This is a genomic window from Pseudomaricurvus alkylphenolicus, assembly GCF_011683955.1.
Taxonomy (GTDB): Bacteria; Pseudomonadota; Gammaproteobacteria; order Pseudomonadales; family Cellvibrionaceae; genus Pseudomaricurvus; species Pseudomaricurvus alkylphenolicus.
The window spans coordinates 323,688-345,900 of sequence record NZ_JAAQPI010000010.1 but is presented as its reverse complement, the minus strand read 5'-3'; the positions used below and the strand labels follow the sequence as shown (position 1 = coordinate 345,900).

The window sequence follows — 22,213 nt, the reverse complement described above, 5'->3', positions numbered from 1 at the left end:
CACCCAGCACTGTACATAAATACACTGTATAAAACAACAGTCACCATAAACCACAACGGTCTCGTCCAAGGGGACTAAGACAAGCCCCTGGCCACTGGGATACCTTTGTTACTAACCAAAGAGGTCATAAACCCAAGAACGATCAAGGATTGCCATGCCCACCCAAACCGCGACGACGATTCCCCAGCTGATTCAGCACGCCGCCCGTCAATTCGGTGACCAGCCGTTTCTGGAAGAAGGCGGCACCCGTCTCAGCTTCTCTGAATTTTCCCAACGCGCTGAAAAAGTGGCGGCCGCTCTACTGGCCCGGGACATAAAACCCGGTGATCGAGTGGCAGTCTGGGCTCCCAACATTTCAGAGTGGATTATTGCTGCCCTGGGTGCCCAATGCGCAGGAGCCGTGTTGGTAACACTGAATACCCGCTACAAGGGCAGTGAAGCTGCCTATATCCTGAGACGCAGTGGCACCCGTTTTTTGTTTTCGATTGGTCAATTCCTGGACACTGACTATCCGGCCTTGCTGCAAGGCGAAGACCTGCCTGATCTTGAGGAAATAGTGGTTTTCAGGCAAGAAGATACCCGCCACACCTGTTGGAACACCTTTTTGGAAAGCTCCGCTAGCATCAGCGACACACAGGTGCGGGACGCGCTGCAGGCGGTCACTGGCGAACAGACCTCTGATATCCTGTTTACCTCCGGCACTACCGGTAATCCCAAAGGCGTAATGACCGGACACCGCCAAAACCTGCAGACCTTTACTGCCTTTGCCGAGATTCTCGGTATTGAACAGGGGGACCGCTATCTGGTGGTTAACCCCTTCTTCCACAGTTATGGCTACAAGGCCGGCATTCTGGCCTGCCTGATCAAAGGCGTTACGCTGCTGCCTCACGCCGTATTCGACACCGAAGCCATCCTTACCCGTATTGGCGAAGACCGTATCTCCGTACTGCCCGGGCCGCCTACCCTGTTTCAATCATTACTGGCACATCCACATCTGCAGCAGTTCGACACCAGTACCCTGCGCTGTGCCACCACGGGCGCGGCTGCCATCCCGGTGGAAATGATCCGGCAGATGAAATCGCGCCTGGGCTTTGAACGGGTGATTACAGCTTACGGCCTTACTGAGAGCTGTGGTCTCGCCACCATGTGCCGCCCGGAAGATGATCCCGAGACCATCGCCAAAACCTCAGGCCGGGCCATACCTGAAATCCAACTGCGCTGTGTCGACAGCAACAACCAACCGGTAGCGGTGGGTGAGAGCGGCGAGATTGTCGTTCGCGGTTTGAATGTAATGCAGGGCTACTTCGAAGACCAACAGGCAACCGCCGGTACCATCGACAGCGACGGCTGGCTCCACACTGGCGACATTGGTGTGCTGGACGAGCGTGGCTATCTGCGCATTACCGACCGCCTCAAAGATATGTTTATCACCGGCGGTTTTAACTGCTATCCCGCGGAAATTGAAAACATCATCAGCACCCACGACGCCATTGCCATGAATGCTGTCATCGGCGTTCCCGATGAACGCCAGGGGGAAGTGGCCATGGCCTTTGTTGTACTGAAAGACAATACCGGGTTGACAGACAAAGACTTTGTCGATTGGTGTCGCCAGCAGATGGCCAACTACAAGGTTCCGCGCCGGGTACAGTTTATGCAATCGCTGCCGGTCAATGCCTCGGGCAAGGTGCTCAAAACAGAGCTGCGAAAACTCGCTGCAGAATAAATTCAGATATCCATTTTATCAGGAATACAAACATGAGTATAAAGATTCACAGCCTTGGTTATATCGGCGTAGAGTGCACCGACCCAACCCGTTGGGCAGATTATGGCACCCGGGTACTCGGCATGATGGATGTTTCCGACACCCTCAATATCGAAGGCGGTGAACAGGTTTACCTGAAAATGGACGACCGCCCTTACCGCATCGTGGTGGAAAAATCCGATGAGGATCGCTACGGTTTCAGTGGCTGGGAAGTTGCGGGACCGGAAGCCTTTAACGACGCTCTGCGAGTATTGGAAGACAGTGGCGTGGATTTCGAACGCTGCAGCCCGGAACTGATAGCCACCCGCCGGGTACAGGATTTGGTACGCTTTGCCGACCCCGAAGGCAACCAACATGAAATCTACTGGGGCCCGGTGTCCGACTTTGCCCAATTTGCCTCTCCGGTTGGCATCAAGAAATTCATTACCGGCGAACAAGGTTTTGGCCACGTGGTTATGCCCGCCCCCACATTCGATAAAACCGTTGCTTTCTACAAAGACGTTATGGGCTTTGGCCTGTCCGACTTGATGAAAGTGCGTTTTACCGAAGACCCCAACGAACCGGAAAAACGCCTGTACTTTATGCACTGCAACGAGCGCCATCACAGTTTGGCACTGTTTGAATCCCCCATGCCCAGCGGCTGCGTTCACGTTATGGTGGAAGTGGACAGCGTTGATGAAGTTGGCCGTGCCATGGACCGCATGAAAGCCGCAGGCGTGCAACTGACGGGCACTCTGGGCCGCCACGCCAATGACCATATGGTGAGTTTCTACATGGCAACGCCGTCGGGCTTTATGCTCGAATACGGCGCCGAAGGGCGAACTATTGAAGACTGGGACAACTATTCCGCCTTCCAGAGCACGGTTAACAGCTTCTGGGGACATGATTTCAGTGTGGGACAGGGCTAATCCAGAATGCGCAAACAATCTAGAATCGTACTCGTCACTGGCGCCAGCCGCGGTGCCGGCAAAGGTATTGCACTGGCATTCGGCTCCGAGGGTGACATCGTCTATGTAACCGGTCGCACCCAATCCGAAGGCGCTGCCCCACTGCCCGGTACCGTCTATGCCACCGCCGAAGAAATCACAAAGCGTGGCGGCCAGGGTATCGCAGCCATCTGCGACCACAACGACGACGCTCAGGTGCAAGCCCTGTTCGAGCGCATCCAGCGCGAACAGGGACGCCTCGACATACTGGTCAACAATGCCACCCACATTCACGACGATCTCATTAAACCCGGTGCTTTCTGGAGCAAGTCGCTTGAGCTGGCCAATATCCTTAACGTCGGCTTACGCTCAAGCTACGTAGCGAGCTACTACGCGGCAAAAATCATGAGTGAGAATCGAAGCGGCCTGATTGTCAACACCGGCTCCTTTGGCTCCAGCTGTTACATGCACGGCCCCGCCTATGGTGCCCAAAAAGCCGGACTCGACAAAATGGCCTGGGACATGGCCCACGACCTGCGCCCCTACAATGTCGCCAGTGCCGCCATCTGGATGGGCATGCTCAAAACTGAGCGCACCGACGCTGTGATGGCCGCAGAACCGGAAAAGTACGAAAACTTCTTCGATCTGGCCGAATCCCCGGAATTTACCGGTCGCGTCATCAGTGCACTTTATGAATCCTCATCGCTGATGGAAAAATCCGGATACACCTTTGTCGGTGCAGAACTCGGACAAGAATTGGGCGTCAAAGACATTGATGGCAAACAGCCCATCTCCCACCGGGACATGCTGGGCAGCCCTTTGTCTTTCAGCGCGGCAGTGGTGGAATAAACCATGAAATTCTGCAGCGAGTGCGGCAACAGAGTCGAAAAGCGCGTGATTGGCCACGACCCTCAACTGCGCTTCCAATGCACCCACTGCGGCAAGGTCCACTACCAAAACCCGAAAGTTCTGGTTTCCTGTCATGCTACCTGGGAAGACAAAGTGCTGTGGATGCGCCGCGGCACCGAGCCCTTCAAGGGGCTCTGGACAGCACCATCCGGATTTGTTGAAGAAGACGAATCCCTTTTGGAAGCCACCGCCCGCGAACTCTATGAAGAAACCCGGGCGAAAGTCGACATGTCACGGATGAACCTGTGGCTTGTCGGCAACCTGATGCCCATGAACCAAATCTACATGGTTTACCACGCGCCCTTACTTTCTCCGGACTTTGAAACCACCGAAGAAGCCACAGAAGTGGCGCTCTTCAACCACAAAGAATTTCCACGTGAAGAATTCGCCTTTCCTGAAGTTCTCGAAAACGTCGACCTCTTCTACGAAGATCTGCTCAGCAACAACTTCCGGGTCTTTATGGGAAAAATACAAGGCGGTACCAACACCATTGCCACCGTTGCACAACACCTGTAACCCTCACTGAATACCAACCAGACCTTAGCGCTATGACGATAGAAGAACGCCTGCACCAGCTGGAATCCATTGAAGCCATCAAACAACTCAAGGCCCGCTACCTGAGTGCCTGTGATCGCAAACAGACCGACATCATGCGCGACTGCTTTGTAGAAACCGAAGCCCATATCGACTACGGCAACGTCGGCCAATTCAACCACAGAGACGGGCTCATCGATGTCTTTAACGAACTGGGTAACCATGAATACATCATCGACATGCACCATGGGCAAAACCCCCAGATTCAGATAATCGACAGCAATACCGCTACTGGTAACTGGCAGCTGTACTTTCAGCAAATCAACAAAAAAGAAAATACACTAACCCAACTGGGTGGATTCTACGATGATATCTACACGTATACCCAAGAAGGTTGGCGAATAAAATCGACGCGATTTACGGTAACGTCACAATTAACAACAGCGCTCCCAGCCAAGGGTACTGATTAAACAGCGTTCAGGATAAATGTTTCGATAGCAACGTCTCTTTCTCGCCATAATGGGGCAATTGGCTTGTCCCGTTTCACTGTAGCTCTTCCTCTCTCGGAGTCAAAAAGACTTTACCCGTTTTTGACCCAAGACTCTTAACGATCGCATGATCAAACTTGTCAAACGGGAACACAGATTCTACGGCGCATTCCTGATTGCTGGCTTGTAGATAGTCCCAGACCTTCTGGTAGACCACCCGTTTGTGATCGTCGGACGTATCGGGAATCCACCAGTTTTGGATGGAAAACCCTCTTATGGACAGTCCTTCCTGGCTCATTGCTGTCAGCGCATCCCGTTCGAGAAACATAGGAGCATCGCTCAGGGCGCCATATTTTAATACTGTTCCGTAACGGGACAACAGCTTCAGCGCAATGCTGGAAAACACACCATCTGATATCGGGTCCAAAGCACCTTTTAAACCACGAACCCCACAAAGGGACTCAATATACTCCACCACTTGTGCGGCATTGGATCCGTCCGAAGCACAATGAATCACTTTGTCTGTCTCACAAGCTCCTTTCAGTTGGTTTACTTGCTCCTGGCGCCTAACGGTAGATATCACGTTGATACCTTGGTAGCGACAGAATTCAATGATCCATCGCCCCAATGCGGAGCCTCCTGCTCCTTGCAGCAACCAATCCCCTTTCTTTAGCTGCAGTACCTCCTTTATCATGACGTACGACGTCACGGAAACGGAAAAAAATGTACTGGCGGCAAGGTCCGACACCGCTTCAGGCACGGTGATAACCTTGTCGCTCTTTACGCAAAGGTATTCAGACCAAACACCATCGGCGATCTCCCACTCCCCCCAAGGGGACCAAGCTTTTACGGTTACCCGCTGCCCTACCACAAAGCTCCCTTGCAGGGCGGCCCCGACTTGTTGCACATGGGCAACAGCCTCCAAACCCGGCAACACTTCGGTGTTTCGATGCCCACCAAAGTCCCGAAAGCGAGACACGATACCAGCTGAGCACAAAAGATCACAGGGGTGAATAGCAGATAACACCACCTTTAGCAGTAATTCGTCTTCTGCCGGAGAGGGTATTCGTTGCTCTTCCACCACAGAAAGACAATCTACGACGCTTTCGTCAGCGGACGGCGATATTCTATCTAAAACAATTTTTTTGTTCGTCATGAATCTCATACTACGTAGCCGACTATCTCTTTCTGAGGAGGCAATGGATAAGCTATTTTGCTGTGCTTGAGGTGATTGCGAACTAAACTCTTTGCCGCCTCAACCGCTAGCGGCAGTGGATTGATGATGGGTACCGATAACCCCTGTTCTTTTAGGCCGAAGGTGATTTTCGATTCCAACGCCGCAAAGTGCGTACATCCAAAAATGATAACGTCTGCTTCGTCCTCAAGGATTGCTTCCACAGTACACTGTAAAAGCGTTTCGAACGCTGAGGGATCACTGTCTATATTTCTTACTGGGATATTTGTCGGGCGAACCGATGCTAACTTTTCAGCCAATCCATACCGAATCGCCATTTCCTGATAACATCGCTTGCGTCGTTCCAGTGTGGGCAGAATAGAAAATTTGTGACCCAGCAACGCAGCGAAGTGCATGGCCACTTGTCCACAACCGACCACCGGAGTATTCACCGCTTCGCGAATAGCAGCCAGTGACGGGTCCGCCACGCAGTTCAGTACAATCGCACTGGCCCCTTCCCTTTCGGCGGCCGAAGCATTTTTAATCATATCTGGCCCCGCCAGGACCTCATCATAATCACTTTCGATGGAGATCGGTCCCTTTTGCAAAACATGATTCACGAAACGGAATTCACTGTCCTGCTGTCCAGCAATGAAGCTAACCGCGTCTACCGGATGGGCAACGGGTGTCAATAAATGTATCGATTTCATGAAAACTCCTAATCAATGCATTGGGGTAACGAGAAGCAAGCTCGAAACTCTACAGAGAGAATGGTGGGCGTTAAGAAATTGCTAACTTTTTTTGGCGTCAGCGTATCTATTACCGCATACATAGATAAGAATTCTATCCAAAACGCATAGAACCGATGCAGCGACAATGACAGAATCCAGAGCGGGAACCGTCGTCAACACATAGAGATCGTTGAGTGAAGCGTAACCGGCCGCGCAAGCCAGGGACCAGGCAACAATGGAGGGGTAGCGAATGCCAGCCATGGTTGAATGGGAAAATGGGCGATATTTTCCACCGTTAAGAATATAGAAATCAGCGATGTAAATTCCGGCCACCGGTGGAATGGCAATGCCAAGAAGATGGAGAAAGGGCAAAATATCGTCCATGACGCCAGATAGGGCCAGGAGTGTTCCAACAACCCCGCTCCCCAGGGCCAGCTGCCAGTAGCGCCTGCCCTTGAATATGGTCGAGAGTCCCAGGGAGGCGCCGTACAAATTGCCATTGTTGCTGGTCCACGTGGTGAAGACCACAATCACCAGAGCGATCATACCCAAATTCAGGGCGTCCAGAATCGCCATGATTTCACGTTCGCCGGTAGCAAGTGAAGGTATGGCAGAGCTTAGCGTAATCAGCGGTTTGGCAATACTGAAGGTTATAATCGCAGCGATAATCCCGTGCTTGACCGATATCGCGTACCGGCAAATATCCGGAAATATGACGGTGCCCACAATGGAGCCTCCAATCACCGCAGAGATCGCCTTACCAGCACTCATCGATGAGGAATCCGCGCTACCGGCAGCGTTCTCCAGGCCAAATTGAGTGATGCTCGCGTAGACCAGCACCACCAGGGAAAGTATGAGCAGGGGCACTGCAAACTGCGAGAGCCTGTCCAGAGCCCTGAAGCCGAAGATCACGGTACTGATCATCAAAATCGCTCCGGCAATGGTAAGAATTTCCCAGGTAAAGGGGCCGAGCGCACTGTCCCCGATGACATCGACAAGAGCCTTGCCGAATAAAACAAGATTAATGCCAAACCAACCAAACAAACTGGCGGCAAATATGGAATTAACCAAATGAGCGCCTCGACTGCCAAAGGCGTATTGGGTAATGTAGTAGGTGCTCAATTTGGTTCTTGCGCCAACAGATCCACAAATACTGGCGAATGCCCCGAGAACGATACCTGCAATAAAGAACACATAAACACTGGCCTCCAAACCGATTTGATTGCCGACCTTGACTCCCGTTACAAACCCGGGCAACGAGATAAACACACCAATTTTGATCAAAGCGATGTTCTTCCAACTGACACTTCTTTCCTGGTCCACCGGCTGATCCGTTGGTTCGTCCAGTAAGTTCTTCAATTTCACTCTGCATCTCCGAAGTGGTTTGTTGTTTGATTCAGGGCTTCCACGGGGCGGTACTCGTCTTGCAAGCCGAATTGCCGTGGCCCCAAAAGATCAAGGGCTTTTTGCGATCTGAATATGGAGTTGGTACTACACGCAATAACACCCACTCTTTGTCCATATCTTAAATTTTCGACATGAATGGCTTCGCAGGTTTCGGCGTCAACAATAGAGATGATGTCCGGAATCGTGGCCCTAAGTTCATCGTTAACCCACGCCGCCGTAAATTCATTTTGAAACTGAATTACGGACGTATCCCCATTCACGCCAAACCCCTCTATTTTTACCGTACCAATGGAGAAACCGTATTGGTATCTGCGCGAGACATCCACGATTTTCCCTTCAAACAGCGGGTAGGCATAACGATAATCCTTGGTCGCTCTCAGGGCGGAGAATAAAGCTTCTTGCGAGCTTTGCCCCCGACAACCCGCTATTCTAAGATTACGCCCGATATCCGCCGCCAGGGTTAATGTCCCGGGTATGACCATTTCTTTAACATCTGATCCCCACAGCGGATAGCTGACCTTGTGGCACCTCCCCCCCATGCTGACCGATGTCGACCTCGACAAGCGCTCGAGTGTGATGTTGTCGGCATCGTCTATAATGACGCAATGACCATGTTCATTGGTCAAAACGGCTGGTGTTCCTGAGCGTTCAAGGAGATTAAATACCTGCATAAACCCTTTTGGGAACGCCCGACCCATGCCATCACAATCCAGTACCGGTAGATTCAGTTTAGCCGATATTAAGAGCGGGCTTAATCCATTCTGCCCACCGATCTCCATGGGTAGCACAGCGTCCACTTTCTGTCCCAAAAGGGCTTCCATTTTCTTAATTCCAATGATGCCTTCATTCCCGTCCGGGTACTTCTCCAGCAAGACCCCAGGTGCGCCTATCCAACCACAGGGGACAACGAGCGCATCGTCACTGATATCGTGAGGAGAAACGATGGTGATGCGGCTGTCGTCTTCCTCCAGCGCTTGTTGAAGTTGCAGTTCCGTGACGTAGGTAATACTACCGCCACCAGCACCGAGAAAGGAGCACCCTATGGCGATATCCTGAACGTCCTGAAAATCCAGGGGTGATTGATAGAGACGGCTTTCTCTCGCGTTCGTTGTTATCATGTTGTTTCGCTGAATTCGGCGATGACTTTCACGGATAGCCTTACCTTCTGACCGGGTAGATAGGTAAGCGGGACTTCATTGACCTCAACGACTCTGGCGCTGTCTCGGTCTCCTCCTTTAGACACCACATGGTCGATGGACTTGAGTGTCAGATCACTGAGAACGACGTCTCGGTCGTCTTGTTCATGGGAATAAATCTGGTCTGTTGCACTGCTGATTTGTGACCAGGCAGCGCCAACCGCGTTGGCCACGTCAGAATACTTTGGCCTTACAATGTGAGTGCAGCCTTCAATTGTGTCTGCTACCAAGAGCTGTCCTCCCCCGACCAGAATGACGGTCATGTCTTCCGCGCTGGTTTTCATCTGGTCTACGATATCCGAGACCTCGTTATTGATGAATTGTGACATCATGGAAACAAAGCTTCCGGAGAGGTGTTCCAGCAACTCCAGATTGGCGCCCTGAACCTGTACTGCCAAACCGGGATTTGCAGCCAGGGCAATATCGGTGGCCGTCAGTGTATCGCCGCCAAAACACAGGGAGCGCTCCTTGATGTCGCTTCCCACTGACTGAGGACCCAATTCGACCCGACCGATCTGAGCGGATAATTCAGTGACGCTCTCTGAACGAGAAAGACTGGAGTTTGGGCAATGGATTATCGTGCCTCCGCCGAGCGCGATCGAAGAGACGTCCGGCATTCTAAAATTGGTTTTCACCGCACCAATCGTAACGCCTTTCGTTGACTCTCGAGGAAGCCCATTTTTGATAACACCGACATCACAGGTGGTTCCGCCGATATCGACAACAATGCCGCTTTTCAATCCTGACAGGAATGCGGCACCGCGAATACTATTGGCTTGTCCAGACGCCATGGTCAGAATGGGTAAACGCCTGGCCGTTGCCACATCAATGGCGGTACCGTCGTTCTGGCTTATGCAAACTGCCGCCGTGAGGCCATTAGCCCTAACCGCAGCCTCCAGACCATCGGTCATAATCGTTGCCAGTCGAGTACAGGCTGCATTTAAGATGGCGGAATTTTCACGCTCGATAAAGCCAACCCTGCCAATATCACTGGACTTGGTGATATGGGCACTCGGGCAGTGGAACTGAACGATTTCCGCAGCCCTGTCCTCCATACGTGGATTAAGCTGGCTGTTCACACAGGATATGACAATGGCCTCTACACCCCTATTGGCCAACTCGAGCGCGGCTTCGCGCACCATTTGTTCGTCAAAGCTTGAAATTTCTCTCCCGTCAAACTCGTACCCTCCTGGTAACAGGTAGCTTGCCGATCGGGTAGCGCGTTTGAGTGATGTGGGCCAACCCGTCCAGGGTCTAACGGATCGTCCCGCCGGCCCTGCCAGTCGAATAACAGCGACTTTTGTTAAGCCTTTTTCTTCTAAAATGGCGTTGGTGATCTGTGTGGTTCCAATGGTTATCCGCTGTATTGCACTGGTGTCAACGCAACTACCGGCCAGCAGGCCACCAATCACCTCCGAAACGCCGGTTTGAACATCCGTGGTACTGGGTGTCTTATGGCTAAAAATCACTCTGCGTTGACTCAACAGAACCGCATCGGTATTGGTTCCGCCGACGTCCACTCCAATTCGCATATAGCGCACTCCAGAGATCATTAATCGAGTTGAGTTTCACAAAAATACTAGCATCATAGGCCAGTGTAATTTCGACAAATACGGGTAATTTCCGCATCGGATATTCGGTGTTGATTTTATGATTTTTCGGTCTAATATTGTGTATCACGCTACCTACAAAGCTTGTTTCGACGTTATGCCCAAACCCAAAAACCGGTGGATTATTCAGACAAAATTGGCTCCACCGGAGCCTTCCAGCCTCGATATTGGTCGCATTAACTTACGCAACATTTACACTCAACAGCCACGATTTCGTTTGTGCATCATCCACGCACCTGCCGGTTACGGAAAGAGCAATCTGCTGAATAACTGGTACAGTTTCCAAACGTCACTGCAGGGGTATGTGTGCTGGTTATCGCTGGATGAATACGACAGTGATCGATCATCCCTATACAGCTATTTTGTTGAATCTCTCAGGGTGTCGGGATTGGAACTGGAAGAAATGATGGAAGTCATTGAAAGCTCAGAGAACCTTTCTGAGAGGGCGTTTTCCACGATTTTGGTCAATACCATTGCAGAGTCGAGCGTCCCAGTCACGTTGTTTCTGGATGACTATCACCGTGCCTCAGGTGGTGTTCTCGACAGTATTATCAACACCCTGCTCCGATACGCACCGGACAATTTTCGATTAATCATCGCTTCACGTACCTTCCCAAGCATTGAATCCTCACAAATCAGAGCCGCCGGGCAATTGCTGGAGATTGATGTCGACGATCTACGCTTTGATGCTGATGAAATCTCGCAGCTCTTCGAAGCCCGGCTCAGCGATCTCGAGGTGAGTGATCTTCTCAAAAAAACCGAAGGCTGGCCTTTTGCTTGCACCATGGTGTCTTACCTCTTCGAGAAGGGAAAAATCAAAGGTCACCAGTTTTCGGAGCTTACGGGTCAAACAAGGGAGCTGTCGAATTACATTACCGAACAAATATTTTCTTCACTGTCACTCGAAGAACAGAACTTTTTGCTGGTTACCTCTCTAACCGACAGATTTACCGCGGAACTTGCTATGGCGATGGATGATACCATCAATCCCTGGTCAGCGATTAATACATTGGAAAAAAACCGCCTTTTCCTGATCCCTTTGGATAATCAAGATGGTTGGTACCGTTACCACCAACTTTTCTCTCAGTATCTATTTTCCCGGTGTCAGAAATCAAAAGGAAAGATGGTACACTCCCTGCATAAAAAGGCGTCACTGTGGCTGTTCGAAAACGGTTACATCGTCGATGCGATCAATCAGGCGTTGGCGGCGAAGGATTCTGATTTGGCCGCCGGTGAGCTCAATCGTGCAGGAGGCTGGCGTTTGACGTTTTCGGGAAATCTGGATTTTGTAAGGAATACCATCAGCCGCCTGCCCAAGGAATCAATCGAAAAGCGTCCCCGCCTTTTCCTGACGATCATTCTTACCCTGATTAGAGAGGGTAACATAGTGGAAGCCTGCAACCGAGCAGACTATTTTCGCGAACACAGCCAACACTATAGCCAGTGGCACGGTGTCCCACTCAGTGACAAGGAAAAAATCGAATGGACTTGCATTGCCGACCTGCTGTTGGGGTCATACCTTGATGTACCGGCTACGGATGCCAGATTGCACTACATCCAGAAGCTGGAGCGAGAGATCGATGTTGACGATTCTGTGCTCAAGGGCATCGTTAAGGGCTGTTTATTTCACCAATATTGGGAGCGGGGTGATTTGGCTGGGGCAGAGAACTCCCATAATGAATGGGTTTCCTTGATCAAGAAAACCCCAAAATCGACGGTGTACAGCTACACCTATACCAGAATTAATCTGTCCATCCTCGACGTGGAGCGATGCAACCTGAAACGGGCCAGTGCCTACCTGGAAGAGGCGAACACACTGATCAGTCGATATCCCAATACGGATTTCAACTTGAAGGCAGCCGTCTCCGTTTTTCTTGCGGAAATCGCTTATTGTCACAACGACATTACTCAGGCTCAATCACTGCTTCAAGACTCGCTGAGTCACCTGCAGAAATTCGATGCCTCGTTTAAGCATTTTGCTCCCGCATTCGTAACCCTGATACCCATTGAACGACTAAAGGGTTCACTGAACTCCATGCTGGAGGCGGTCGATACCGGGCATCGTATTTCTGAGGATAGGAGAATTCCCCGATTAAAGCACCTCTGCAGTATCACGCAGGCCAAACAGTATCTTTTGACAGGCGAAATCGCGGCTGCAGAAAAGACGATGGAAGAATCCGGAATCTTTCAGCTTTTCAGCGACTATCCCAATGAATCTGATCTGTCTATCTACCTGCCCGAACTCTCAGGCGTACTCGTATCCCGTCTCTTGATTGAAAAATCACAGTATCAGCAAGCGGCGGAAGCATTGATCGGCCTCGAAGCTACCCTTCGAAAACAACATCGAAATCGACTACTGGTGGAAGTCCTGCTACTGCGTTGCCGGTGTGGAATAGGCTTGGATGATACCGATTCGGCGGCCTCATTTCTCAATGCCGCCGTCGAGATCAGCATGTATGAAGACTACTTTCGACCATTCATCGACGAAGGACGCCACATCTCGAAAATTACCAAACAGGTATTGGCTTCGGAGACCGCCAAGGAGCTCAATCGGTATCATAAGAACTTCCTGCGCAGCATAACCCAGATGCTCAATAAGGAACAATCGAGTCGCTCGGCAAGGTCCACGGGCTTGGGGTTGTCAGAAAAAGAGTACGAAGTACTTATCCGTGTTGCAAAGGGGTTGTCAAACAAAGAAATCGCCAGAATACTCGATGTACCCGAAGACAACATCAAGTATCAATTGAGGAAGGTGTTTAAGAAATGGAATATCTCCAATCGGTCTGATGCCGCCAATATTGTCAACCGAAAGCTGCTTGAGCTCAAAGAGTAATCGTCCAACACTGCCAATTCGTCGACACGTCCTTGTGCCGACTGCCGCTTACAGCGCTCAGGCGACTTCGCCCGTCGGTTCGTTGAGACTGGCGCTATAAAGATCTCGGTTAATGGCTTGCTCTGCCTCTCTCAGAGTTTCAGGTAATAGCACGCCGGTACCCAGAATCAGATTGCAGCGTGGTACACAGAGTACCACCACATCTTCGCCGTTGGCGATTTCGGATGAGGCCAGGGGCATGCCGGTCTTCTGAGAAATGATCGTAATTAAATCAGGGAAGGTGGAGTGACGAACACCGTCAATATCCAAGGTCATATACTCGTTCCAGACACTGACTTCAGCGCTACACTCCCCCTGGACCTTGAGTTTACCCAGGGTATAACCACCAATAGCCTGTAATTCAAGCTGTTCGATTTTTCCTGCGCAAAGAATGTCACCCGCCGTTGAGGTAACTATCGCATCGATCACCGTAGCAGCGCCCGCGTCTTCCGCATTCATCATAGCTCGACCGATTGACATAGCGTGCGTCGTCGCCCCGGGAGCTGCATTGGTTTTTAGGTAAGACACGGGAAGTGGGTCTCTCACTACCATGACCAGGCCCCCGGACTCCACGGCCGCTTGTCGAACAAGGTTTGCAGCCACTTGTAACTGCCCTTCCACGACCATTTCCAGATAACGACCTGAGTCTGGATTGCCCCCCACGGCAGACTGAACGGAATGATAGTCAGGAATTCGATTGATTCCCATGCCCCCCATCAGCCCGGTAGGGTGTGCTCGACCGTTAGCGGGCGCGTCCACCATCGGAATCTTTAACATGGCGGACTGAAGCCAACCATTCAGGCCGGAAGCCGGTCCGTTTTCATTGGGAATGATGCCGGAAATACGTCGATCTGTTTTCTGCTGAACGAGCTCCATCGCCTTGATAATATCAACCGGCATAAAGAACCGCTCTTCACCGGTTGGTGCGCCAACGGCAGAGGCGGTAATAACAAGGTCATCATCATTGAGATCGTCGAGAGAAATCATGGTTGGCGTACCCATGGCGGTTGCCAGTTCAAACCTCTGGAATCCGGCTGCTATGGTTCCGCCACCACCGCCACCCAGTACCGCTCCGCCGTATACTACTGAACGTCCAACTTCATTGTCGAGAACGATCTTTGCCATTCAATACCTCCAGGTCATTGATGATTAAACTGCAAGAAATGTTTACTGCCTTCAAACACGCCGTTCACACCCATAGACGGATCCAGCAGCGACTAACCCATTCAATCTAACATCTTCTTCGCGTGTAATTTTCTGAGATTCGTGTGAAGGATACAGGTTTCTACAGTGAAGACTGTAAATGACCCGATCTTTGTCCTTTTACACTGGTCCAAAGTGATACATTCCTTATTAGGGTACCCGCCAAATTTTCTATTCACACATCGAGGGTTTTGATGAGGATATTTAGCCACTTCGACGGAGGTAGTATTGACGTCGTAAATCAAGAAGACATTCGCAATATCGAACTGAGATTGCGGTCTGACAATAAAGCCGATTTTTCCCAATGGTTCTATTTCGGCTTACACTGCCAAGTTGGCGATAATCACCAGCTTAATATCAACAATGCGGGTAGCTCAAGCTATCCACAGGGATGGGAAGGCTATAAGGTTTGTGCCTCCTATGATCGGGATAACTGGTTTAGAATCCCGACCCGATACGACGGAACCAATCTGGAATTTGAGATCAAGCCTGAATCCGATCTAATATACTTTGCCTATTTTCCTCCTTATAGTTTCGAACGTCACTTGAATCTTCTGGCCAAGGTGCAACTTTCTGAACAAGCAAGTATTCGCTGCTTGGGCCATTCCGTAGAAGGTCGGCCCCTATCTCTGATCAAGGTCGGCGAGCAGGGCTCTGACAAAGCGGTTATCTGGATGACAGCTCGGCAACATCCCGGAGAGACAATGGCAGAGTGGTTCATAGAGGGCGCTCTGGAGCGACTGCTGGACAGCTCAGATGCCATTGCAAATGATGCGCTTGATAGGGCTGTTTTCTACCTTGTTCCCAATATGAATCCGGACGGTGGTGTTTTGGGTAACTTGAGAACCAATGCCAAAGGAGAGAACCTCAATCGTGCCTGGTCTGCGCCTTCCTTGGTCAATAGCCCAGAGGTATTCCACGTTCGAGAAGAGATGAACCGTACTGGCGTTGATTTGTTTTTAGATATACATGGCGACGAAAACATTCCCTATGTCTTTCTGTCTGGCAGCGAAGGGGTTCCCTCTTTCAATAAGGCGATGGAGATCCGGCAAGACCATTTCAAGCGGTCATTTCTTGATGCCAGTGCTGACTTTCAGACCACACATGGATACCCCAAAAAGGCTCCTAACACCGCAAACATGGCAACGGCCACCAGCTATGTTGCAGAGACCCATCGCTGCTTGGCTTTTACACTGGAAATGCCTTTTAAAGATAATGATGATCGCCCCTGCCGGGAGAAGGGATGGTCCAAACAACGAAGCAAGATCCTCGGGAAAGATACTTTGGCAGCCATTAGGAACTGCATCGACACCCTTTAAGCCAGAAGCCTATTACATCAACTACTGTCTTTCCTCTTTTCGAAAGGCATTGTCCCATAGCCCCTGTTAATCTCGAGGGGCTTTAGGAAGATCGACTACGGGAGTCGATGAGTTTCAGTTATACCCGAGCACAAAACAAGCCTCGTCTCTGGACTCTACATCGATGTAAGCGGAATTTTCTTCATGCTGATGGTCTAAGGACTTGTATATGAGTTCAACGACATCGGAAGTCGCATCCGGTTCTCTCTCAATAGTCGTTGAATCTAATGCTACCATTTGCAGCATACCTCTCTCCGTTGAAATCGGTTTTATTCAGTTTGAAAAAAAGGGGCGTTTCACGCCCCCTGAAAACACGCACATCGAACTAAATATCATACCTTACGGAAATTCCGTAACTTCTGGGTTGGTTAGGGGTAACCACCGGTTCAGAAGTACTGAAGAAGTGGATCGCTGATCGATAGTCCATGACATTGTCCACGTAAGCGGCAATCGACCAGTTCTCCATGTTCAGGGATACTTTGGCATCAACATAGTGTTGTGCATCGATTTTGTTTCTATTATCCGACCGATGATAAGTGGCGCCGGAACGGCGATAAGCCACATAACTTCTCAGTTCAGCGCCGTTGTCGAGGTCAACACTGTGAGTAGCGCTGATATTAAAGGTGTAACGGGGAACGAAAGGAACCTCGTTGCCATCCTTGCGAGGATCTGGAGTTTCACCAAAGCGGACAACCTCGGCGTCGGTATAGCCGTAGGCCATATTCAGCGTCAGGTTTTCGGTGGCCTTGGCCATGACTTCAATTTCAAAGCCCTGGATTGGCGTGTCCGCGAGATTGGCGTTTCCGATGGTGGTTGCGAATTCGCTGAATTGATAATTCTCAATATCCATATAGTACACTGCACCATTGACAATCAAGCGATTGTCCCAAAGCGTGCTCTTGGCGCCTATCTCGTAGCTATCTGAGATTTCTTCGTCGTAGAAATTGGGCTGAATACCGTAGGCGGGATTATTCAGCCCTCCGGTGCGGAATCCTCGTGAGTAGGAAGCGTACATCAAGGTGTCAGGTGTCATTTGGTAAGACAATCCCAACTTTGGTTGAACTTCTGAAAACTCAACACTACGCTCGCCTTCGACGGGTGTGGGCAGCTCATAATCGTATTTTTGATCACGCTCGGTTTTGTCGTAGCGCAATGCCGCCGTCAGCTCCAGCTCGTCAGTAAGATCGTAACTGCCGTACACAAACACACCAAAATCGGTGCTGTCCGTTACCGCGTGATCACGCTGATTGGGATGGCCCACGTACCAATCCGGGCGAGAATCGTCGCCAGGATCCGCAAGACGACCGTAAAGATAAGTATTGGTGCGATCGCGGTAGGCGCCTCCCACAATCCAGCGAAAGCGCTGATCGTCGGCGGAGGTCAGTCGTACCTCCTGGCTAAAGCCCTCCGTGCGATTCCAGGGTATTTGAATCTGGCTGGCCGTTGGTCGGGCATCTTGCTCCAGCCACAGAATATCGTCAATATCACTGTAGTTGGTGACGGCCGTCAAAGACGCAAAACCGAAATCCCAATTGAGCTGGAAGGTAAACTCCTCGGACTCCTGTCTTTCCAAGCCGGGGTAGTTGCTTTGAGCAACCTCATAGGAGTCGGAATCGTTGAGTTCCGCCTCTGGAATACGATACTGAATGCCGTAACCGTAATCACCGTCAGCAATTTTGGCGGTGAAGGTCATATCAATAGCATCGTTTGGCATCCAGGTGAGAGCACCGCGCACGCCGTAAGAGCCATCCACAAAGTCGACATGCTCACCTTCAACGTTTTTGATCTGCCCCTCTCGATCATTGTAGGTGGCACCGATACGATAGAGCAGAACATCGTCAATAATAGCACCAGACATAGCCGCATTGATGGTCTTGTCGCTGCCGCTCTCGTATTTGACCTCAAAGTTACCACTCAGATCATTCGATGGCGTTTTAGACTGGATGATAATGGCACCGACTAACGCGCCCTGGCCGTACAACGCACCCTGCGGGCCACGGAGCAGCTGAATGCTCTCTACGTCAAAAATTCCCTGGTTAATAAAATTAATGTCGGGCACCGTTGCCCCATCTACGACAAAGCTTACCGGTGCCTCACCAAACTGGGGTGTACCTATGCCCCGAACATTGAGACGAACCGTTGCTTTGGAGAAGGAGTCGTTCAAGTGAATATTAGGAGCGAGATCCGCAATACCCTGGAGGTTATCAATACCAGCATCCGAAATAAGGGATTCGGACAATACCGTTACGGATTCCGGCACCTCCTGGAGACTTTCATCCCGCTTACGGGCCGTTACGGTAATTTCTTCGATCTGGAAGCCTTCGGCGCGGATCTCAGGCGCAAGAGGCATGCTGGCAACGGCCATCATCATTGCCATGGGCGCCCTTCTAAACAGCTGATTCTTAATCACTTTTTCTCTCCCCTGAATAGGTTTTATTGTCGGTACCTGCAGAACGTTTCTGTATGTTGACCTATCGACTAACGACCGGCTATTGATGTACCGACGACCATCGTAGCAAGGAGGTTTCGTGTAATTATGGGCAAATCGTGCGATTTGGCGAGTTTGGGGTGAAGTGAAAGTGGCTGGGGTCAAAGGTTGTTCAGTGGCAATAGAAGTTTTTCCTTTGAGTAAGTGTCCTATCCCAATGCGACGCGAACAGGCGTCACATTGTGTTCATGTTGTCATCGATATGTTGGTGTCCCTTGAATCGATGAAAAAACCGAGGGTGCAATTCAATCCTCAGACCAGGTTCAATGACATCAATGTCGGCAGTCTGAAAACTAATGCATCCTGCAACTGCAGTAATTAAATCAACTCTCCCCGAATCGCCAAATCATTTCTAACCGTCTTAGAGCAGACCCAGAACAATACTGCGGCGAACAGTGGTGCCGTCAGCGCCATCAGTAGAGCAATGCGCAGAGACTCGCCTTCATTGGCGGCAATACCAAGGTTAACCAGAAGATCACTGCCCACACCCACAAACAGTGGTCCAAATCCATAAGAAATAATGGACGTTGACAGCAGCATAAAACCAATCGCCAGTGCTCTGACAGCAGGTTCGGCCACGATCTGCAACGTTGACATGCTGGGGCCAACGCCGCTACCGGCGACCAGCGCTGCCAGAAACATCACCGCGTAGGAGCCGTGCAAGTGGTCGACAGTGAGTGCGACAGCGTAAAAGGGAACGGATAGCACCGCGGCCAGGGCGGGCAGCCAGAACTCCCACAGGTGGTTTTGGACGATGAGTCGCGATACCAACACGCCGCCAGCTACAGTGCCCAGCAAATAGCCCAACCCAATGCTAAGGCCACCGGTGGGGCCATACTCCCCAATAGAAACACCGTGAATACGCAGATAGAACGAGGGTATCCAAATCCCAGCGCCACCAATGATGAAATAGTACAGGGGGATTCCCCACAGCAGGTAACGCACCGTGCGTTTTCGCAGCAAGCTTAACGAGGCGTCCAGAAAAGACGTTGGCGACGGCACGTCGGAGACGGGCTGCAAACGCCCCCTCGGGGGCTCGACCACCAGGAACACCAGACAGAAAGCCAGCAGAACCCCAGGCAGGCCAAAGATCAGAAACACGGCGCGCCAACCGTACACATCCGCCAACATAGCCCCCATTACCACGCCCAGGATGGAGCCCAACATGCCAACACCGGTAAATACCGAGACGGCAAATGCCCGCTCCCCAGAACGAAAGTAATCCCCAATCAATGAATGGGCCGCTGGCACACAGCCAGCCTCGCCGATGCCAACCCCCACCCGCGCCAGAAAGAAATCGGTAAAGTTGCGCACCAGCCCGCAGGCTGCCGATGCCAGACTCCAGACACCGATACAGATGCTCAATATCCAAACCCGGTTTTTGCGGTCTGCCAGGCGCCCCAGCAACAGCCCGAAAATGGCGTAACATAAGGCGAAAGAAAAGCCGCCAAGAACCCCCAGCTGCGAGTCGGAGAACTGCATATCGGTTTTGATCGGCTCAAGCAGCACCGAAAACAAGTTGCGGTCCATATAGTTAAACAGATTAACCAGGCCCAGAACCAATAGCACGGTGTAACGGTTGGAGAGAGTTCGGGGGGTGGCGTTGAGGGGTTGTGTTCGGGGGGTGACTACGCCTTCGGTCATGGACGGTATCTCGTTGGTTGCCGATGAAAGGGATTCACTATGCCCTAGCCACAAACAAAGATATCTGCAGATTTACCGGTTATTTGTGCCGATTAGGCGGGAAACACAAGTCTTGAACGACAATGGTCCGGGACTGGCGTTTTGCTCAACGAGCGAGTAGCATCGGTTGCTGTAAGGTTGTACCGCGATAGGTGCCAGTAAACTGCGATGATGAAATTTCACCCCCCTATTACCACTCCCGCCATCCTGTCCTCGGCGCTGCGAGACTTCTCCCGCAGCGGGGAAATTCTTTCTGCTCCGGCGACCGCCAGTCAGCCAGCCTTGGGAAGTATTATAAACTGGGAGAATATCATTCCTCTTGCTCATAACGATGTGATGTCCGTAGTGAATGCACCCATTGAGCAAGAACTGGTGGATCACTTTGTGATTGAGGAAGGATGCTATGGACTGCAGTTTGTACTCAGTGGCAATCATGCCCAGATTTTGGACGACAATGAGTGCTACTCCCACGCCGGCCCGAGAATGAATATCACCCACTTTCGCGAAAAGACTTCACAGGTACGCGTCCACCAGGCCGGTACCAAGCTCACGTACGTGGGTGCCTGGGTCAGTCCTCACGTCTTGAAGCATGTCTTTGGCATAAACCCCGGCGATATTGACCGCATTCTGCATCAACGGGGTAATGACCAGCCCCACAACTCCATGGATTTTCCGCTACTGCCCAAGGCGCAACAATTGGTTGCTGAGATGTTTGCCGCAAACTATGAAGGTAAAATCCGCAGGGTGTTTATGCGCTCGAAAATGGATGAGCTGCTCTGCCTGGCACTGTCGGATGTGGCCGATGGTTTGCGGGAGCACCAGTATTCCGGAGATCGTTTGACGAACTCAAAGACTCGTTCTCTTGAAAAGTTAAAAGACTACGTACAGGCAAACTATCAGGATTTGCCGCCGATAGAGTCCATGTGTTCCATGGTCAACATGTCGAGAACCAACTTGTGTAACAGCTTTCGTTCTCGCTACGGCATGGTGCTGTCGGACTACATTCAGTCGGTCAAAATGGACAACGCCAAACGCTTGTTGATGTCCGGCGCCTATACCATTTTGCAAGTGGCAAACGAAGTGGGTTACAGCAACCAGTCCAGTTTTACCCGCGTATACAAACGCCACTTTAATCGAATGCCCAAAGAGGACAAAATGCTTGGTGGTTAATTCGTTATTGTAATCACTCTGGTGATCATAATCGGATCTGACAGTATCTGTCCTTTAAGTCTATCAATATGGGTATCGCCTCCCACGTTTCTTTCAGAGATCTCTCTGACCACCTCCAGGCCTTCAACTACTTTGCCGAAGGCGGGAAACCCCTGAACATCTGGCCAGGAGCGGCCATTAACATCCAACTCCGGGAAGTCTCCAAGACAGATAAAAATCTCTGGAATCACAGCGGTGGTGTTATAGAGATCACGCGCAAAGGATACGGTGGCTTCAGCGTGCCTTAAGCCAGTGACCTCGGTGGTTTCTATCGTGTTCAGCAGCTTGATGGCTGCGCCGGTTTGTTCGTTGGTGTTAATGATCTCGCTGGCGGTGCTTGTGACCAGCTGCGCGTACATCATTCCTCCCTGTATCAGTTTAGGGCCCTGGGTTTTGTTCAAAGGGGTGGAGCGATAAAAGCGACCGCCGTTGTAGCGGCCCTCCTCTACCATGTCCAAAAAATAGGCAGAGGTCAGCGGGGCCTGATCAACATAAACCTCAATGGTGATGTCTCCGATGCTGGTTTCGATGCGTACTTTTTGGGTGGACACCGCCTCCGCCCAAATGTGAACATTGAAGAAAACCGCCATAATGGCGATGCAAACTGTCAGTTGACGAATGCGCATTGTATGATTCCTTAACAAAATTGTGCCCTCTAGCGCC

General features: G+C 51.1%; 17 protein-coding genes. 8 read left to right on the top strand and 9 right to left on the bottom strand.

What is annotated here, in order from left to right; all coding sequences use genetic code 11:
- The first annotated feature begins 154 nt into the window (after nucleotides 1-154).
- The 5 genes from HBA55_RS23920 to HBA55_RS23900 are packed head-to-tail and all read left to right on the top strand — an operon-like array spanning nucleotide 155 to nucleotide 4,601.
- A complete protein-coding gene (locus HBA55_RS23920) occupies nucleotides 155-1,723 on the top strand; it encodes a FadD3 family acyl-CoA ligase (RefSeq protein ID WP_166996542.1) in 1,569 nt (522 codons plus the stop codon).
- Between the two features lie 32 nt (nucleotides 1,724-1,755).
- A complete protein-coding gene (locus HBA55_RS23915) occupies nucleotides 1,756-2,670 on the top strand; it encodes a VOC family protein (protein WP_206019946.1) in 915 nt (304 codons plus the stop codon).
- 6 nt (nucleotides 2,671-2,676) lie between these two features.
- The gene (locus tag HBA55_RS23910; protein WP_166996541.1) at nucleotides 2,677-3,537 is read left to right on the top strand and encodes an SDR family NAD(P)-dependent oxidoreductase; all 861 of its coding nucleotides are present in this window, start codon (nucleotides 2,677-2,679) and stop codon (nucleotides 3,535-3,537) included.
- A gap of 3 nt (nucleotides 3,538-3,540) precedes the next feature.
- Nucleotides 3,541-4,113 carry an NUDIX hydrolase gene (locus HBA55_RS23905; RefSeq protein WP_166996609.1) on the top strand — a complete coding sequence of 191 codons (573 nt, stop codon included), beginning with the start codon at nucleotides 3,541-3,543 and terminating at the stop codon, nucleotides 4,111-4,113.
- A gap of 32 nt (nucleotides 4,114-4,145) precedes the next feature.
- The gene (locus HBA55_RS23900) at nucleotides 4,146-4,601 is read left to right on the top strand and encodes a nuclear transport factor 2 family protein (RefSeq protein WP_166996539.1); all 456 of its coding nucleotides are present in this window, start codon (nucleotides 4,146-4,148) and stop codon (nucleotides 4,599-4,601) included.
- A 73-nt stretch (nucleotides 4,602-4,674) separates the two neighbouring features.
- On the opposite strand, the gene HBA55_RS23895 is transcribed toward HBA55_RS23900, so the two are convergent.
- The 5 genes from HBA55_RS23895 to HBA55_RS23875 form a co-directional block, all read right to left on the bottom strand.
- Complete coding sequence (locus tag HBA55_RS23895; RefSeq protein WP_166996537.1) at nucleotides 4,675-5,775, bottom strand: alcohol dehydrogenase catalytic domain-containing protein; 1,101 nt, start codon at nucleotides 5,773-5,775, stop codon at nucleotides 4,675-4,677.
- Nucleotides 5,776-5,780: 5 nt separating this feature from the next.
- The gene (locus tag HBA55_RS23890; RefSeq protein WP_166996535.1) at nucleotides 5,781-6,503 is read right to left on the bottom strand and encodes an aspartate/glutamate racemase family protein; all 723 of its coding nucleotides are present in this window, start codon (nucleotides 6,501-6,503) and stop codon (nucleotides 5,781-5,783) included.
- A gap of 81 nt (nucleotides 6,504-6,584) precedes the next feature.
- Nucleotides 6,585-7,889, bottom strand: coding sequence for a cytosine permease (locus tag HBA55_RS23885; protein WP_166996533.1), 1,305 nt, complete (start codon nucleotides 7,887-7,889; stop codon nucleotides 6,585-6,587).
- A complete protein-coding gene (locus HBA55_RS23880; RefSeq protein ID WP_166996531.1) occupies nucleotides 7,886-9,049 on the bottom strand; it encodes a DUF917 domain-containing protein in 1,164 nt (387 codons plus the stop codon). The genes HBA55_RS23885 and HBA55_RS23880 overlap by 4 nt, the downstream gene beginning before the upstream one ends.
- Nucleotides 9,046-10,659 carry a hydantoinase/oxoprolinase N-terminal domain-containing protein gene (locus tag HBA55_RS23875; RefSeq protein WP_166996529.1) on the bottom strand — a complete coding sequence of 538 codons (1,614 nt, stop codon included), beginning with the start codon at nucleotides 10,657-10,659 and terminating at the stop codon, nucleotides 9,046-9,048. Before HBA55_RS23875 ends, HBA55_RS23880 begins: the two co-directional genes overlap by 4 nt.
- Before the next feature lie 118 nt (nucleotides 10,660-10,777).
- Between HBA55_RS23875 and HBA55_RS23870 the strand changes: the two genes are divergently transcribed.
- Nucleotides 10,778-13,570 carry a winged helix-turn-helix domain-containing protein gene (locus tag HBA55_RS23870; RefSeq protein ID WP_166996527.1) on the top strand — a complete coding sequence of 931 codons (2,793 nt, stop codon included), beginning with the start codon at nucleotides 10,778-10,780 and terminating at the stop codon, nucleotides 13,568-13,570.
- Between the two features lie 57 nt (nucleotides 13,571-13,627).
- Here HBA55_RS23870 and HBA55_RS23865 read toward each other — a convergent pair whose 3' ends face one another.
- The gene (locus HBA55_RS23865; RefSeq protein ID WP_166996522.1) at nucleotides 13,628-14,734 is read right to left on the bottom strand and encodes an S-methyl thiohydantoin desulfurase domain-containing protein; all 1,107 of its coding nucleotides are present in this window, start codon (nucleotides 14,732-14,734) and stop codon (nucleotides 13,628-13,630) included.
- Between the two features lie 272 nt (nucleotides 14,735-15,006).
- Here HBA55_RS23865 and HBA55_RS23860 point away from each other — a divergent pair, with 272 nt between their 5' ends.
- On the top strand, nucleotides 15,007-16,131 hold the full coding sequence (locus tag HBA55_RS23860; RefSeq protein ID WP_166996519.1) for a M14 family metallopeptidase: 1,125 nt from the start codon (nucleotides 15,007-15,009) through the stop codon (nucleotides 16,129-16,131).
- Between the two features lie 364 nt (nucleotides 16,132-16,495).
- Here the strand turns inward: HBA55_RS23860 and HBA55_RS23855 are convergent, their stop codons facing one another.
- Both HBA55_RS23855 and HBA55_RS23850 read right to left on the bottom strand, forming a co-directional pair.
- Nucleotides 16,496-18,580, bottom strand: coding sequence for a TonB-dependent receptor domain-containing protein (locus HBA55_RS23855; protein WP_166996517.1), 2,085 nt, complete (start codon nucleotides 18,578-18,580; stop codon nucleotides 16,496-16,498).
- A 396-nt stretch (nucleotides 18,581-18,976) separates the two neighbouring features.
- Complete coding sequence (locus HBA55_RS23850) at nucleotides 18,977-20,302, bottom strand: spinster family MFS transporter (RefSeq protein ID WP_166996516.1); 1,326 nt, start codon at nucleotides 20,300-20,302, stop codon at nucleotides 18,977-18,979.
- A gap of 207 nt (nucleotides 20,303-20,509) precedes the next feature.
- On the opposite strand from HBA55_RS23850, the gene HBA55_RS23845 reads away from it, so the two are divergent.
- Complete coding sequence (locus tag HBA55_RS23845; protein WP_166996514.1) at nucleotides 20,510-21,511, top strand: helix-turn-helix domain-containing protein; 1,002 nt, start codon at nucleotides 20,510-20,512, stop codon at nucleotides 21,509-21,511.
- On the opposite strand, the gene HBA55_RS23840 is transcribed toward HBA55_RS23845, so the two are convergent.
- Nucleotides 21,508-22,176, bottom strand: coding sequence for a peptidylprolyl isomerase (locus tag HBA55_RS23840; protein ID WP_166996511.1), 669 nt, complete (start codon nucleotides 22,174-22,176; stop codon nucleotides 21,508-21,510). The two genes, HBA55_RS23845 and HBA55_RS23840, sit on opposite strands and share 4 nt — an antisense overlap.
- Nucleotides 22,177-22,213: the final 37 nt, after the last annotated feature.